The organism is Chloroflexota bacterium (assembly GCA_020850535.1).
GTDB lineage: Bacteria > Chloroflexota > UBA6077 > UBA6077 > JACCZL01 > JADZEM01.
On sequence record JADZEM010000118.1, the window covers coordinates 1 to 14525 of the forward strand.

Here is a 14525-nt window from a genome sequence, read left to right on the forward strand (position 1 = left end):
GTCGCTGCGCGACGCTCCAGTCGCACCAGTGCCTGCCGTTCCCGACGGCCGTCGCGCAGCGACGGCGTGACTGTAGGCGGGGACTTCAGTCCCCGACCGCCCGTTCCATGATGCTTCGGGTACACCAATGAACATGCAATCGCCCTGAGTCACGAACCGGAGCGATTGCATGTCGATGTCGTCGTGCCGCCGCGTCGGGGCTTGAAAGCCCCGCCTACACGCATGCAGTCGCTGCGCGACGCTCCAGTCGCACCAGTGCCTGCCGTTCCCGGCGGCCGTCGCGCAGCGACTGAATGACTGTAGGCGGGGACTTCAGTCCCCGACCGCCCGTCCCATGATGCTTCGGGTACACCAATGAACATGCAATCGCCCTGCTCGCCGGCCGTGGCCGCCGGCCGTGACCGGCGAGCAGGGCGATTGCACGTGAGATGATCGCATGGCTTTCGCGGGGCCGAGGCATCCTGGTAGAGTTCGGCGCAATGGCGCGCGGACGCTGGCTCGGCATCGGCTTCCTCGTCGTGGGCATCGCATTGATGGCGTATGCGGCCGCGCCGCTCGTCACGTCCCGGGCTGCCGATGCCCGTGTCTACTATCGAGGCCTGGCCCTGCAGACGCAGGCCTACACCTGGCGACACCTTGCCTACGCGGGCGGCACGCAGTCCTGCGAACAGGCCCCGTACCTGACCTATCGCCGCGATCTCCTCAACAACTTGATCGCCGACCATTGGTACGTCGCGCTCCAGGTGCGGGCGGACGCCGCGCTGGTCGCCGGCGGCGACGACGCGTACCGCTGTCAGGTCGAGAAGGCCTTGCCCTGGATGGAGTGGCTGTGGAGTCCGTCTCATTCGGGCTATGCGCCGCGCGCCGACCTCGACGGCGCGAATCCGACGCTCCAGGATGTCTACGCCGACGACAACGCCGTTATCGGGCTGGCCTTCCTCGACATCGCGCGGGTCACGAAGGATCCTCGTATCCGTGCGCGGGCCATGCAGGGCGCGGTCCGCGCCGCGAAGTTCCCGCTGACGGCCGGCCTCTGGGACGGCGAGTTCGGCGGCGGCCTCTGGTGGACAAACCAGCGCGACGGCCTTGGGGAGGGCAAACCGGCTCAGTCGACGGCGCTGTTGGCCTATGTCATGGCCGAGCTGTACGCCGAGACCGGCGACCCGGTCTACCGCCAGCATGCGCTCGACTCGCTGGCGTGGCTGGACCGGTACCTCTGGAGCGAGCACCACCAGCTGTACGCGTACAGCGTGCGCTACTCGCGGCGGAACCCGGGACAGATCGTTAAGACGGACCGCTACTTCGGCTACGACCAGGCGATTGTCATTCAGGCGTTGCTGGCGCTGCACCGCATCGAGCCGGAGGGCACGACCTATCTGGCCCGCGCCCGGCAGATCGCCCGGGCGACCGATCGCCTGTTCTGGCAGCCGGAGCTTGGCGGCTACACTCTCGAAGCCGACGTGCCCGACCAGTACCCGTCGTACAGCGTCTGGATCTCCGAGGCGTTGATCGAGCTGTATCAGGCCGACGGCGACCGGCTCTGGCTGGATCGGGCGCGCGCAAACTACGACACGCTCGAAGCGCGATTTCGCGTCGGCTCGGACGGCGGCTACTATTACCGTCTGTTCCCGTGTCGCGACGAGTTCGCCGTGCTGTGTCGGCCCGGCGAGCAGTACGGACTCGACCGGAACATCTACACGCTGTCACAGGCGATGATGCAGCGCGTGGCTGCGTTGCTCGCCGCCGCGTCGTGACCGCGAACGTAGCCGAGCACAGCGGCACGTGTCGGCGGCCCGCTGCACAGTACCAGAGAAGGTCAGATCGTCGCGGACCAGTGCGACCAGAAGAAGGGGTGACATGAGGAAGATTCGCATCTCGGTGGGGAACGTCGTGCAGACGGCGACCCTGAACGACACGCAGACGGCCGAACTGGTCTGGGATGCCCTCCCGTTCGACATCTCGGGCAGCCGCTGGGGTGACGAGATCTACTTCTCGATCCCCGTCCACACCGGCACCGAGAAGGGACAGGCGACCGTCGGCGCGGGCGACCTCGCCTACTGGGAGCCGGGCAACGCGTTCTGCCTGTTCTGGGGGCCGACTCCGATGAGCCGGGGCAACGAGATCCGACCGGCCAATCCAGTGACGGTGTTCGGAAAGCTCGACGGCAACCCGAAGGAGTTCGACAGCTTCCGCTCGGGTACGCGGGTCAAAGTGGAGCGCGTCGAAGACGCGTAGTGCGCCGTCGCCTCGGTGCCGCGAGCGGTCAGGCGCGCTGAACGTGGCCTTGGCCAGACGAGGCAGAGCGACTGGCGCGGGATTCCCTCTCTGACAGAATTGACATTTCGACAGAATGCGGTTCGTCTCACGTGCTGATGCTCACGGAGGGGACTCACCGAGCCGCGCGCGTTCTGCCGCTCGCTGGCTCCAGCGACACCACGCGACGGTGATGGCGACCGCGAGGAGCAGGAATCCGACGCGGCCGGTCAGCAACACGGCCGGCCCACTCAGGTGCGCCTCGATGGGGTGACCCCAGCTCAGGACGCGCAGCGGGCCGGCCAGCAGGAGCAGGAACACGCTCCAGGCCACGGCGGCCGGCAGCCAGCGTCGTCGGACTGAGCGGCTCGGCGAGCAGAGCGCCAGCCGCAAGGCCGCAACCAGGCCGGGCAACAGCATGAAGAAGTGGTTCAGCTCTGAGAGGGGGCCGAACACGAAGAGCAGGCTCAGCAGCAGTCCGCTCTCGGCGAGCAGGACGAGGCCCGGCTGCTCGACCAGATCCGAGGCAGCCTCGTCTGGGCCAGCAGCCAGCGGACCGAATGGCATCGACCAGCGCCAGACACCGCCGACGACGACGGCAATCGCGGCGTTCGCCAAGGACGCCAGCAACGGACTGACGACCCAGGGTGTGGCGAACGGCGTGTCCGTGAACAGGCGCAGCCACAGGCCCGAGAGCGCGTGATTGTAGGGGAACGCAGCGAAGGCAGGCGACGCTGCGTACCGCGATGCACCTGCCCAGGCGTCGACGAGCGTCAGTCCGCTGCCGAGGCTCGGCAAGAAGGACGCCACGAGGATCAGGGCGCCTGTCATGCACATGCTGACCGTGGCGCGCCACTGCTGCCGCCAGCACAGGAGGAGGAGCAGCACGGCCAGGAACGGTTTCCCTGACGCCGTTAGCCCGAGCAGCAGTCCGGCGGCGACAGGCCGGCCCCTGGCCAGGAGCACCAGGCCGCCGCTGCCCAGCAGGACGAGCAGCAGGTCAAGCTGTCCGTGATAGACGTTGTCGCGCACGGCGTATGCCAGCGTCGCAGCACCCGCCACAAGCCCGACGATGGGCCAGGGGACGGGCTGCCGAAACGCACGCAGCAGCAGCACGAGGCTGGCCAGGAAGCTGACCAGGCAGAACAGCGACCACACGAGGTGTCCGCTCCGACCCGGCAGCGCCAGGGCCAGCGGCGCGACCATCCAGGCCACGGCTGGCGGGTACACGTATCCGTAGAGCACGGCGCCGTCTTCGCCGGGAACCTGGAAGGCATACGGATCGCCGCCCGCCACGAGCGTCAACGCCGCGTGCGCGTACAGGTCGTAGTCGACCCAGACTCCGTCGGGTGGCGTCCCCGCCCAGAGCCGAACGATCCAGGCAAGGCCAGCCACGAGCAGCAGCCCACCCAGCGCGACGGCGGCGTCAACCCGCCAAAGGACTCGCGGCGTCACTATGCGCAGCACCATGCTCCCCCGCGCCCGGATGCTCCTCCACAGCCGAGTGTTCGCATGCATACACGAGCCGTTGGGGCGGCAGGTGCTGCGTACAGGGTCACCGGCCGGCCGGCGTCTGCTGACGGAGCCGGTAGATCGCCACGTCGCCGTAGTTCTTGTGACGGACCACCAGCTCGTAGGTGGCGCGGCGGTCCAACTCGTTGTAGAGCAGCCGTTCGATGCGCCGATCCGTGGCGATCTTCGCATCCGTGATGACGAAGTCGGGCCGCACCTCGTCCAGGAACTGGGCGGCGGACATGCCGTCGGTTCGCTCCAGCCGCTCGTAGACGTAGACATCGACGAACGGGTGCTCCGACATGCCGACCCAGTAGAGCGGCGGGGCGAGGATGCGCGCACCCGGCCCGGCCAGCTCCTTGAGCTGACTGGTGAGCTGGGTGTACTCCTGACCGGCCCGGTAGCGGCGGGCCTGGATGTAGTTGTCCCAGGCCCGGTCTTCCAGCTTCATCGGCCAGATCGCCACGCCGCCGACCAGCAGCGCGAGCAGGGCGGCGCTGGCAGCGGCCGGCAACCATGAGGCCGCGACCACAGGCGTGCCGGCAGTGGGCGCCGGCGACACCGCCTCATGTGGCTGCGCCAGCGACGTGCGACCCACGATCCAGACCGCCGCCCGCTCCAGTACCCGCGCCAGCAGCAGCATGTACAGCGGATAGGTCAGCAGCATGTAGTACTTCGACTTCGTGCTGACGGCCACGATGAAGAACGCGCCGGCGAACAGCAACCCGAGCCAGATCAAGCGGGCCGGGTAGGAGCCGCGAACGGCCATCCACAGGCCGCCGGCCAGGCCGACCAGCACGACGGCCAGCTCCAACGGCTCCTCGCCGAAGTAGTCCTGGTAGCGGGCGATCTCGTTGGTCACCATCGCCGCGAGCTTCGCTGCGATGCCGCCGGTGGCGCGGGCGGCAGGCGGCGCTTTGTCCACGCCGACCCAGTAGCTCAGCCCGCCGACGAAGCCGGCCGGGTCAGGCACGAAGCGGATCAGCAGGTAGTAGCCGACCGCCGCCACGCCGCCGCCGAAGAATGCCCAGAACACCGGCCGGCGCAAGAGATCCCGCCAGCCGAGGCGCAGCAGGAAGGCCAGCCCGACCAGCGGAAAGAACGCGATGCCGTTCGGGTGCGTGTCCACGACCAGCACCAGCAGCAGGCCGGACAGGAACGCGTACACCAGCGGTCGGCGGCGAGCGGAGTCCAGGGCACGCTCGGCCAGCAGCAACGCGCCGAGAACGATGGCAACCACCTGGATGTCCGGCCGCAGCGTGTGGGTAGCGACCAGGAACGGGTTCGAGATGGCCATCAGCGCGGCGGCTGCCAGCCCGACGCGCCGATTCCAGTACCGTCTGCCGACCCAGTAGATCAGCAGCAGGACGAGGCCGCCCCACAGCAGCGAGGTCAGCCGCAGCTGGAAGACACCCAGGCCGAACAGGCGGAAGATCAGCGCGGCGGTCGCGCCCTGCAAGCCGCCATTGCCCCAGGTCGAGAATCCCCGGTGGGCGTTCATCCGTTCGGCGGTGGGGTCCACGCGGGCGGCGGCCCAGAACAGGTTCGCCTCGCGGCCCTCGTCGTTGATGAGCGGCGGCCAGCGGGTCAGGCCGGGCATCAGCACCACGACGTACAGTGCGATGAGCGCGACGACGGCAAGGTCGAACGCGCGGCCGGGATTCGCCGTCAGGGCGCGCGGCAGACGCGCGCTGAGCCGATCTGGCGGGATGCTGTGTGAGCCGCCGGCGGTCGTGGCGGTCGCCATCAGCGGGCGCGCTCCGCCGTGGCCGCGCCGCCCCGCGTGTCGAGGACGACGTACCAGCCGTCGTCGTGCACGACCTTCCAGCTCGACGGAAGGTCAGCCAGAGACAGCGAGTAGGCGGTCACCCGGATCAGCTCAAGGGTGGCCGCGCTCTCCAGACGGATCTCGTTGCGGCCAGCCCGCAGCTGGACGTCGCGCCGAACGTCAGCCCAGGTATCCCGGGGTAGCTCGCTGTCCGCGATGGTGGTGGAGACGCCGTTCACCGTCAGCGTGCCGAGGGCGGCACGGGCCTGATTGCGGCGCTTGGCGCGCAGCACCAGGGTGGCGGTGCGGTCGGTGGGGCTGCTGATCGCCAGCGCGACGCGATTGTCGGGAGAGACGCGCAGGTACTCGTAGTGGTTGGTCTCGACGAGCTGGCCAGTCCCACGCGCGCCTTCCGCCGAGACGAGGCCATCGGCCGGCACATCCACGCCGGCCAGCCGGTCGCCAAGCTGCTTGAGCACCACGTAGCGCGCGGCGTACTTCTCGGCCACGCTGACGAGCGTGGCCGGATCGCCGTTGTAGGCGCGGACGAGATCGTTCGAGCGCTCGGCCTCGCCGAAGCCGGTCATGCGCTGCACGTCGTAGGCGAGCTTGATGGCGGCGGTCGGGTGCAGGTACACGACCTTCTGGCCGGCGTAGTACCAGACGAGCGTCGCCTCGGGGGTCGGCGCGAGGACGGTGCGCGGGCCGTCTCGGCGGGCTTCGGCGGCCAGGAATGGACCGAAGGCGAAGTTGCCGTCCAGCTCCCAGCGCTGATCGGCGAACTCGGGCTGGTTCCAGAATTCGCCCACCCGCTCGGCGGTGCCGATGGACCCCGGGACCGACGCCACCAGGCCGACCGCGACCAGGATTCCGACCGCCAGCGTCGTGCGCGGTTTGAGCGGCCGAAGGATGCCGACGACCAGCGCCATACCGGCCATCAGCATCAGCGGCTGCGATGCGAACTGCCAGAGGCGGCGCGGAAAGAACGTGTCGCCGCCCGGGAAGCCAGTCGGGCGGAAGATCGCCAGCACGACGGGAACCAGGAACCACGTGAGCAGCAGCAGCGCCGCGAGCGAGCGCTCGCGCACCAGCCGCTGCGCGAAGAAGTAGAGGGCGATGGGCGCCAGGATCAGGAAGACGCCGAATTCGGCCGGGAACTCTTCGAGGGCCAGCTTGACCGGCACCCGATAGGCCGGCATGTTGACGCTGAACGAGCCGCTCTGCGCCAGCTCGACCAGCTGCCAGATCCACCAGAAGGCTGAGAGTCCGAGCGCCACGGCGGTCGTGACGATGCTCACGTTCACCATCGGACGGAACAGGTCGCGGCGCAGCAGCAGCACCAGCACAAAGTAGATCGCGATGAGCGGCGCGGCGAAAACGGCGGTCTGGGTGTGGGCCAGGATCATCAGGCCGAAGGCGAGGCCAGCCAGCGCACCGCCCGGCCGCCAGCCATCGACGACGCCTCGGTAGACGCACCCCAGCCCGAGCGGCAGCAGCAGGAAGGCGATGTCGCGCGGGAAGACCGGGAAGAAGTTGTGCTGTCCGACGAACAGCGCGTCCACCCAGACCCGATCTTCGGTAGTCTTGATCGCCCCTGCAAACGTCGAGAAGAACGCGCCAACCAGCGCCGACGGCCGGTCCAGGCCAAGGACGCGGGCCAGCCAGTAGGCCGCCAGCGGTGTGAGCGGCGCGAAGACGATCGAGATGACGCGGATCGCCTCCGTCAGCTCGATGTGGGCCAGCGAACCGATGGCCGCCGCCGTGTAGTGAAAGAGTGGCGAGTAGAAGGCGGGGAGCCCGGCGTACGGTCCACCCGGCAGCAGCTCTCCCGACTGGATCTCGGCCATCACCGCGCGGTGGTAGATGGTGTCGCCGGTCCAGAGCCACGTCTTGTGGACGAATACGCCGCCCTGGATGAAGAGGGCCGCCAGGGCGATGGCCCCGAGCAAGGCGAGCGTCCGGCGAGTTGAGAGGACGAAGCTGTCAGCGCCCGTAGCGACAGCGTCGCCGCTGGCGACCGCGGGAGCCGTCACGCGCGGCAACGCGTCCGATGGCGAGGAGACAGAGCGTGGCTCGGCGAAGCTCATGCTGGCAGTCGGGTCGCTCTGTCCACGAGTAGGGCTCACCAGGAGGCGCGCCTTCTGCGCCAGCCTCTTAAGACTGAGTGACTGTATCAGACGGTCCGGCCGCCGAGCCACCGAATCGCTCGCGGCGCCCAGGCCACGTGCATGATGAGCGCATCGTGCAGCGTCGTCGGAGCTTGAAAGCCCCGCCTACCCGACACCGTCGCGCTTCGGGAACGCCAGTGACCGTGCAATCGCCCTGCTGCGGCGGCAAGATACGGCCCGCCTGCCTGAACGGCGGTCAGGCAACCGGGCTACACTGGGCTGCGTCGCGACTCGGCGGGGGGCTAGCTGGCGGCGCAGACCTGCGAACGGGGGCCAGTTCCGATGTCCGACGCGCCACGCCGCTTGCCGCCCGACCTCGCCTATGACGCCGCGGCCGACGCCCGTCACCAGGAGCTGCGCGGCCAGTTCCTGCTGCGGCCTGACGTCACGTTCCTGAACCACGGCTCGTTCGGGGCCTGCCCGCGCTCGGTCTTCGAGCGGTACCAGGCGTGGCAACTTGAGCTGGAACAGCAGCCCGTCGAGTTCATCGGGCGGCGGGCGACGGCGCTGATGGCCGAGGCTCGGGCCGCGCTCGCAGCGTACCTCGGCGCGGACGCCGACGAGGTCGTCTACTTCCAGAACGTGACGGCGGCCCTCAACGTCGTGGCGCGCTCGCTGCCGCTGCGCGCGGGCGACGAGATCCTGACTACCAACCACGAGTACGGTGCGCTCGACCGGACCTGGACGTTCGTCTGCCAGAAGACGGGGGCACGGTACGTCAACCAGCCGCTGCCGAGCCGACTCGACGATCCCCACGATGTCGTCGAAGCGGTCTGGTCGGGTGTCACGCCACGCACACGAGTGCTGTTCCTCAGCCACATCACCTCGCCCACGGCCCTGATCCTGCCGGTTGCCGAGCTGATCGCGCGGGTTAGGGCGGCCGGCATCTGGACGGTGATCGACGGCGCGCACGCCCCGGGCCAGGTCGACCTGGACCTTCATGCGCTGGGGGCCGATTTCTACGGTGGCAACTGCCACAAGTGGCTGTGCGCGCCGAAGGGGGCCGGCTTTCTGTACGCCCAGAGGGACGTTCAGCACCTGCTGGAACCGCAGATCGTCAGCTGGGGCTGGCAGGCCCGCGACCCGAGCGGCTCGCGGTTCGTGGACGAGCAGGAGTACCAGGGCACGCGCGACATCTCGGCGTTCCTGACGGTGCCAGCAGCCATCGAGTTCTTGCAGGCGAACGACTGGCCGCGTGTTCGCGCCGAGTGCCACCAGCTGGTGCGGATGGCCCGTGAGGAGATCGCGGAGATCACCGGGCTGCCACCGCTGACGCCCGACTCGCCGGCCTGGTTCGCGCAGTTGGGCGCGATCCCGCTGCCGCCGGGTGACGAGAAGGCGTTCAAGGCCCGGCTCTACGACGAGTACCGGGTCGAAGCACCGATTGTCGCCTGGGCGGGCCAGCGGTTCGTGCGGGTATCGGCGCAGGGCTACACGACGCAGGCCGACATCGAGCGGCTGACGCGCGCCGTCGGCGAGATCCTCGCGTCCGAACGCTGAGCGACCGGGCAGGATTCAGCGGGCAACGCGAAGCGCCCTGGCAGTCTGCCAGGGCGCTTGAACGGTTCGGCGTCGGGCGTAGAGTCTAGGCGACCGGCGTGTTGTTGGCCGGCACCTGGATCTTGTCACCCTCGTAGAGCACGCGGTCAGCCTTGCTCCAGCCGTTGGCGGCCAGCAGCTGCTCGACGGTCACGCCGTGCTTCGCGGCGACGCTGGTCGGCGTGTCACCGTCCTCAACGGTGTAGTTGACCGAAGCCGGCGTGGCGACAGGCGTCGTCACCGCCGCGGGAGCGGCCGGAGCCGGTGCGGTCTTCGGCGCCTCAACAGCGGCCGGAGCGGCTGGAGCAGCCGGCCGAGCCGGTGCCGCGGGTGCTGGCGGTGTCTCGTCTTCCACCGAACCATCAGCAGCGCCCCGGAACTCCCGGATGCCCTTGCCGAGGGCCTGGCCGACCTCGGGAAGCTTTCCAACCCCAAAGATCAAAACGATGATGACGAGGATGATGATGAGCTCTGGGGCCCCCAGCGTCGGCATCATGTCCCTCCCGATAATTGTCACAGCCGAAGGCCGGACGCACGCTATGGTACCATACTCAACGGAGGCGCTGGCTACGTGGTATCGCCCCTCAGTCAGAGGATAGAGCGTCCTGCGCGGCCGAAGGTACCATTTCTGAGCGCCGCCGCCCTCTTCGTCTTGTTTGTCCTGACATTCAGCGCCAGGACCGTCGGCCTGTCGCTCTTTGTGACGCCGGACGAAGACAACTGGATGCGCCGGACCGGCAACTTCGCCCAGGCGCTGCGCCAGGGCGACCTCGCCCGCACCTTCCAGAGCGGCCATCCTGGGGTCACCACGATGTGGATCGCGCGGGCGGGGATCGGACCGGACGCCGAGCGGCTGGCCGGCATCACAACCCAGGACAACCCGGTCACCCGAACGCCCGGCTTCATGGACCTGCTGGTCCGGGCGCGGCTGGCGATGATCCTGGTCAACTCGCTGCTGCTGGTCGGGATCGTCGGGCTGGCAGCGCGCCTCCTCGGCCTCTGGCCAGCCCTGATCGGCGGCGTGATTCTGGCACTCGACCCTTTTCTGGCGGCCCACGGGCAGGTGGTGCACGTGGACGGGCTCTCGGCTGGCTTCATGACGCTGGCGATGCTCGCGGCCGGTGTCTACTGGTGGGCGCGCGGCGGCATCGGCTACCTGATCCTGTGCGGTATCGCTGCTGGACTGGCGGTCCTCACGAAGGCGCCCTCGCTTGTGCTTGGCGTTCTGGTGCCAGCGGTGGCGCTCTCCGCGCCGCTGGTGGACCGAGAGGCGTGGCCCTGGCCACGTGTCGTCAGGATGCTTCTGCTGGCCGGTGCTGTCGGTGTGGCCGTCGTCTTCCTGCTCTGGCCGACGCTGTGGGTTGCGCCGATGGCGTCCGTCGAGCGGTTCGTGCGCTTCACCCTCGAGACCAGCTCCGAGCATCGCCCGGGCAACTTCTTCCTGGGGCAGCCGGTGGCCGATCCGGGACCGTGGTACTACCCGGTGGCGGTGATGTTTCGGATCTCGCCGCTGGCGCTGGCGGGGATGATCGCGCTGGCCGTCCTGCTGCCGCCCGCCGAAAAGCGCCGACCGACGCTCCTGTTGCTGCTGACAGGGATCGGTTTCATCCTGTTCATCTCGCTGGCCGGCAAGAAGCTCGACCGGTACACCCTGCCGATCTTCCCCTCACTGGATCTGCTGGCCGGCCTCGGCCTCTGGACGATGGGCGAGTGGATCGCGCCGTACATCGTGCGGGCCGGCCTCTCGGCTGCGCAGCGGAGCCTGCTGGCAGCAGGCGCGCTGGTGGCGCTCACCATCGGACAGGCCATTCCGCTGGCCATGGTCGCGCCGTACCCGCTGGCCTACTACAACCCGCTGGTCGGGGGCGGCCCGGCGGCCGGCCGGATGATCCTGGTGGGCTGGGCCGAGGGGCTGGACCAGGTTGCCGACTACCTCAACGCCCAGCCGAACCCCGAGCGCCAGTTGATCGCCGTGTACTTCCCGCTGGAGCTGAACTTTCAGGGGATGGTCAAGGGGACGGTGACGCAATTTGGCGACCCACGCCCGGTGACACACGTAGTGGACTACGTGAACGCCGCGCAGCGCGGGCATACGCCACCCGAGGTCGCAGGCGTGCCGCCCGTGAAAGATGTCTGGATCAACGGCATCCTGTATGCGCGGGTCTACCAACTCGACCCGCCACGCCGGGTACGGTGAGTCCGACGAGGCCGCTGAACGTCGAGAGGGTCCGAGGACTGCCAGTCCTCGGACCCTCTCGATGCTGACGGCTGACAGAGCGGCGGTCGTCAGCGTCCGCGAACCGGCGTGAAGCCCGTCCGCGCGGTCACCGCGCCGCCCCGACCGCTGCAGGTCACGTCGACCGGGACGTAGTGGCCGTAGGTCGAGCCCTTGGCGTCGAGCGTGAACGATGCCACGCCGTTGCCGTTGGTGCGGAAGCCGCCGTCCGGCTGCTTGATGGTGTTGGTGCGGAAGTAGACGGTCGCCATGCAGGAGGCGCCGGCCAGCGGCGCGCCGTTCTGCGTCGCCTTGACGCTGATGGTCACGACGGCGTTCTCAGAGATCGGGTTGACCGGTGAGGCGCTGGCGGCCAGCTCGAACGGGCCACCCGTCGCCTGCGCCGCTGGTGGCGGGGCCGGCGCCTGGGGCTTCGGCGCGGCGGCCGCCGCCTGCTGCTGGGCCTGCGCGGCAGCCTGCTGGGCTGGGCTGTTCGGCTGCACATTGCTCGAAGGTGGCGGCGGGATCGGTGCGAGGGTCGGCTTGCCGACTGGCTGCTGGGCCGGCGACTCCGTCTGCGCGGCTGCGGCGGCCTGGGCGGCCGGCTGCGCCGGGGCGGCTGCCGGTGGCTGGGACGCGCCTGAGGCCGGCAGACCCGGCAGCCGGTCCGCGACGGCCGGCGCGATCTCGACGGACGGCTGGGTCGCCGCTGGCTGCGCCGGGGGAGGGGCCGGTGCGGCAGCCTGTGGCGCGGCCGGCGCCGCGTTCGCCTCGGGTGCGGGCTGCTGCGCTGCCGCCGCCGGCGGCTCCGGCGCGCCGACGGCGCTGGCGTCAGCCGGCACGACGACGGTCGCTGCTGGGGTCTGCGTCAGCTGCGACTCGGTCACGGGGAACATCGCTTGAAGGCCGAGCCACAGGCCAGCGAGCGCCGCCACGCCAATCGCCCCCCGCACGAACCAGACCCGGGGATCCGGTCCCCGGCCCGGCGCCGGTCGCCGGGCCGTGCGAATGGGGCGGACGTCAGCTCGCCGGACTACGCGGTCGTAGCCAGGGGTGGTGGGGATGCGCCGAATGTTCTCCGGCGTCTCCGCTGGGAGATCGTCGTCGCGGTCGTCGAACGGATCGTAGACTGGTGTGCGTCTCACGGCGAGCACTCCGGTGGTGGCATCAGCAACGGCGTTCCTCCGGTAGACGGACGGCGCGCCTGAACGTCGCGGCGCAGGGGTGAGGCGTGACGGTCCTGGCGCGGCATTTGCCGCCTGAGGCACGAGGTTTGGGCCATTCTAGGTGCGGCTCGGCGGACATGCGCGCCGTGCGGCGTCACAGGCCGACCACTAGGCCGACACAGGCGCGTCGCGGCCGGGCGGCCACTCGAAAGGGGCGCGGCCGGGCCGCCGGAACGACCGATGCGTGCCCAGGACGGGCTGCGTCCACGGGAAACATATCGACCTCTGCAGCCAGTGTGACAGAAGAGCAGACGGCCAGGCTGGCCCAAGCATTGACAACAACGTTATCAAGGATCTAGAATGGCTCGTGGGAGGCTCCAGGCGTGGGCCGCCCCGCACTTTCTGATGGGATATGGTGAGCCGGCATGGCGAGGCGAGACTACTACGACGTGCTGGGTGTGTCTCGGTCGGCCTCGGAGAAGGACATCCGTGCGGCCTACCGTAAGCTCGCCCGGCAGTACCATCCGGATCTGAACCCGAACAACAAAGAGGCCGAGACCAAGTTCAAGGAGATCGGCCAGGCCTACGAGGTCATCGGCGATGCTGAGAAGCGCAAGCTGTATGACCGCTGGGGCCACGATTTCGAGAAGATCGAGCAGGCTCGCAAGTCGGGCGCTGGCTCGGCCGGGGCTGGGGCCGGGCCGTTTGGGTCTGGCGGCTTCGGTGCGGGGTCGGGCGGCTTCGGCTCCGGTCCGTTCACCTGGGGCGGCGGCTCCCAGACTGGCGGCGGCGCGACCGTCGACGACGACATGCTGGGCGGACTGTTTGACCAGATCCTCGGCGGGATGGGTCGGGGGGCTGGCCGCCGGGGCGGACCACAGCGCGGCGAGGACTACGACCATCCCGTCAGCCTGACCCTTGAAGAGGCGAACGCCGGCACCACCCGCCTGATCCAGATCACACCGACCAGCGGCGCACCGCTGACCATCGAGGCGAAGATTCCGGCTGGCGTGGCAGACGGCGCGCGCGTGCGGATCGCCGGCAAGGGTGGCCCGGGCATCGCTGGTGGCCTGTCCGGCGACCTGTTTCTGGTCGTCTCGATCAGGCCGCACCCGCGCTTCGTGCGCGAGGGTGACGACCTGACCGTCAAGGTGGAGGTGCCGCTGTACACGGCGGTGTTGGGCGGTGAGGTGCTGGTCCCCACCGTGAAGGGCAGCCGGCTGGCGTTGAAGATCGGGCCGGAGACCAACAATGGCCAGCGGATTCGTCTCGCCGGCCAGGGCATGAACAAGCTCGACGGCTCGCGCGGCGATCTGTACGCCGAGATCAGGATCGTGATGCCGACGGGGCTCTCCGAGCGCGAGCGCGAGCTGTTCACCGAGCTGGCGGCGTTGCGGGGGAGCTAGGTCATGGCTGAACGCACCAGCGCACAGGAGCAGATGGCCGACATGGCCTGCTTCGTCATCAGCGTGGCGGCCCGGCTGCTCAACGTCCACCCGCAGACCCTCCGCTACTACGAGCGGGCCGGCCTGATCGAGCCGTCTCGCTCGCGTGGGAACATTCGCCTGTACTCGGCGCGGGACATCGAGCGAGCGCAGCAGATCAAGCGGCTGATCGAGGATCTCGGCGTGAATCTGGCCGGCGTCGACGTGATCCTGAAGCTCACCGAGCGGATCCGCGAGCTGGAGCACGAGAACGAAGCGCTCCGAACGGACCGTGCTGCGGGGATGCGCGGCAAGCCAGCCGAATCGGCCAGGTAGCAACGTGCCAGGATCGGCGGCCCCGATCCTGGTATCCTTACGCCAGCGACCGGCGCTTCCGGCGTCCGGCGATCCGTCCGGGTCCGCCCGGGCGTAGACTCTCTGACACCCCACCTTTGACGGGGCGACCCCGAGTCGGAGCGA

At 69.2% G+C, this 14525-nt stretch carries 11 protein-coding genes; 6 read left to right on the forward strand and 5 right to left on the reverse strand.

Features of this window, described 5'->3' with window-relative positions; translation table 11 throughout:
* Positions 1 to 428 precede the first annotated feature (428 nt).
* On the forward strand, positions 429 to 1754 hold the full coding sequence (locus IT306_16615; GenBank protein MCC7370050.1) for an AGE family epimerase/isomerase: 1326 nt from the start codon (positions 429 to 431) through the stop codon (positions 1752 to 1754).
* A 103-nt stretch (positions 1755 to 1857) separates the two neighbouring features.
* Complete coding sequence (locus IT306_16620) at positions 1858 to 2235, forward strand: hypothetical protein (GenBank protein ID MCC7370051.1); 378 nt, start codon at positions 1858 to 1860, stop codon at positions 2233 to 2235.
* Positions 2236 to 2376: 141 nt separating this feature from the next.
* On the opposite strand, the gene IT306_16625 is transcribed toward IT306_16620, so the two are convergent.
* The 3 genes from IT306_16625 to IT306_16635 form a co-directional block, all read right to left on the reverse strand.
* Positions 2377 to 3723 (reverse strand): DUF2029 domain-containing protein, encoded by a 1347-nt coding sequence (locus tag IT306_16625; GenBank protein ID MCC7370052.1) that lies wholly within the window; start codon positions 3721 to 3723, stop codon positions 2377 to 2379.
* Positions 3724 to 3808: 85 nt separating this feature from the next.
* On the reverse strand, positions 3809 to 5512 hold the full coding sequence (locus IT306_16630) for a glycosyltransferase family 39 protein (protein MCC7370053.1): 1704 nt from the start codon (positions 5510 to 5512) through the stop codon (positions 3809 to 3811).
* Entirely contained in the window at positions 5512 to 7566 is a 2055-nt protein-coding gene (locus IT306_16635) for a hypothetical protein (GenBank protein ID MCC7370054.1), read from the reverse strand. Before IT306_16635 ends, IT306_16630 begins: the two co-directional genes overlap by 1 nt.
* Positions 7567 to 7983: 417 nt before the next feature.
* Between IT306_16635 and IT306_16640 the strand changes: the two genes are divergently transcribed.
* Positions 7984 to 9201: an aminotransferase class V-fold PLP-dependent enzyme gene (locus IT306_16640; GenBank protein MCC7370055.1), complete on the forward strand. Its 1218-nt coding sequence runs from the start codon at positions 7984 to 7986 to the stop codon at positions 9199 to 9201.
* 85 nt (positions 9202 to 9286) lie between these two features.
* On the opposite strand, the gene tatA is transcribed toward IT306_16640, so the two are convergent.
* The gene (gene tatA / locus IT306_16645; protein ID MCC7370056.1) at positions 9287 to 9736 is read right to left on the reverse strand and encodes a twin-arginine translocase TatA/TatE family subunit; all 450 of its coding nucleotides are present in this window, start codon (positions 9734 to 9736) and stop codon (positions 9287 to 9289) included.
* Positions 9737 to 9892: 156 nt separating this feature from the next.
* On the opposite strand from tatA, the gene IT306_16650 reads away from it, so the two are divergent.
* Entirely contained in the window at positions 9893 to 11437 is a 1545-nt protein-coding gene (locus IT306_16650; protein ID MCC7370057.1) for a glycosyltransferase family 39 protein, read from the forward strand.
* A gap of 89 nt (positions 11438 to 11526) precedes the next feature.
* Here IT306_16650 and IT306_16655 read toward each other — a convergent pair whose 3' ends face one another.
* Positions 11527 to 12600 (reverse strand): hypothetical protein, encoded by a 1074-nt coding sequence (locus IT306_16655; GenBank protein ID MCC7370058.1) that lies wholly within the window; start codon positions 12598 to 12600, stop codon positions 11527 to 11529.
* Positions 12601 to 13046: 446 nt separating this feature from the next.
* On the opposite strand from IT306_16655, the gene IT306_16660 reads away from it, so the two are divergent.
* Positions 13047 to 14027, forward strand: a complete 981-nt coding sequence (locus IT306_16660) for a J domain-containing protein (protein MCC7370059.1) — start codon at positions 13047 to 13049, stop codon at positions 14025 to 14027.
* A 33-nt stretch (positions 14028 to 14060) separates the two neighbouring features.
* Positions 14061 to 14381 carry a helix-turn-helix transcriptional regulator gene (locus IT306_16665; GenBank protein MCC7370060.1) on the forward strand — a complete coding sequence of 107 codons (321 nt, stop codon included), beginning with the start codon at positions 14061 to 14063 and terminating at the stop codon, positions 14379 to 14381.
* Positions 14382 to 14525 lie beyond the last annotated feature (144 nt).

What these genes read in the sequence shown, in the direction of transcription:
- tatA (MCC7370056.1), bottom strand. Translation starts at nt 9,736, where the DNA reads ATGATGCCGACGCTGGGGGCCCCAGAGCTCATCATCATCCTCGTCATC.
- IT306_16640 (MCC7370055.1), top strand. Translation starts at nt 7,984, where the DNA reads ATGTCCGACGCGCCACGCCGCTTGCCGCCCGACCTCGCCTATGACGCC.
- IT306_16620 (MCC7370051.1), top strand. Translation starts at nt 1,858, where the DNA reads ATGAGGAAGATTCGCATCTCGGTGGGGAACGTCGTGCAGACGGCGACC.
- IT306_16625 (MCC7370052.1), bottom strand. Translation starts at nt 3,723, where the DNA reads ATGGTGCTGCGCATAGTGACGCCGCGAGTCCTTTGGCGGGTTGACGCC.
- IT306_16615 (MCC7370050.1), top strand. Translation starts at nt 429, where the DNA reads ATGATCGCATGGCTTTCGCGGGGCCGAGGCATCCTGGTAGAGTTCGGC.
- IT306_16660 (MCC7370059.1), top strand. Translation starts at nt 13,047, where the DNA reads ATGGCGAGGCGAGACTACTACGACGTGCTGGGTGTGTCTCGGTCGGCC.
- IT306_16630 (MCC7370053.1), bottom strand. Translation starts at nt 5,512, where the DNA reads ATGGCGACCGCCACGACCGCCGGCGGCTCACACAGCATCCCGCCAGAT.
- IT306_16665 (MCC7370060.1), top strand. Translation starts at nt 14,061, where the DNA reads ATGGCCGACATGGCCTGCTTCGTCATCAGCGTGGCGGCCCGGCTGCTC.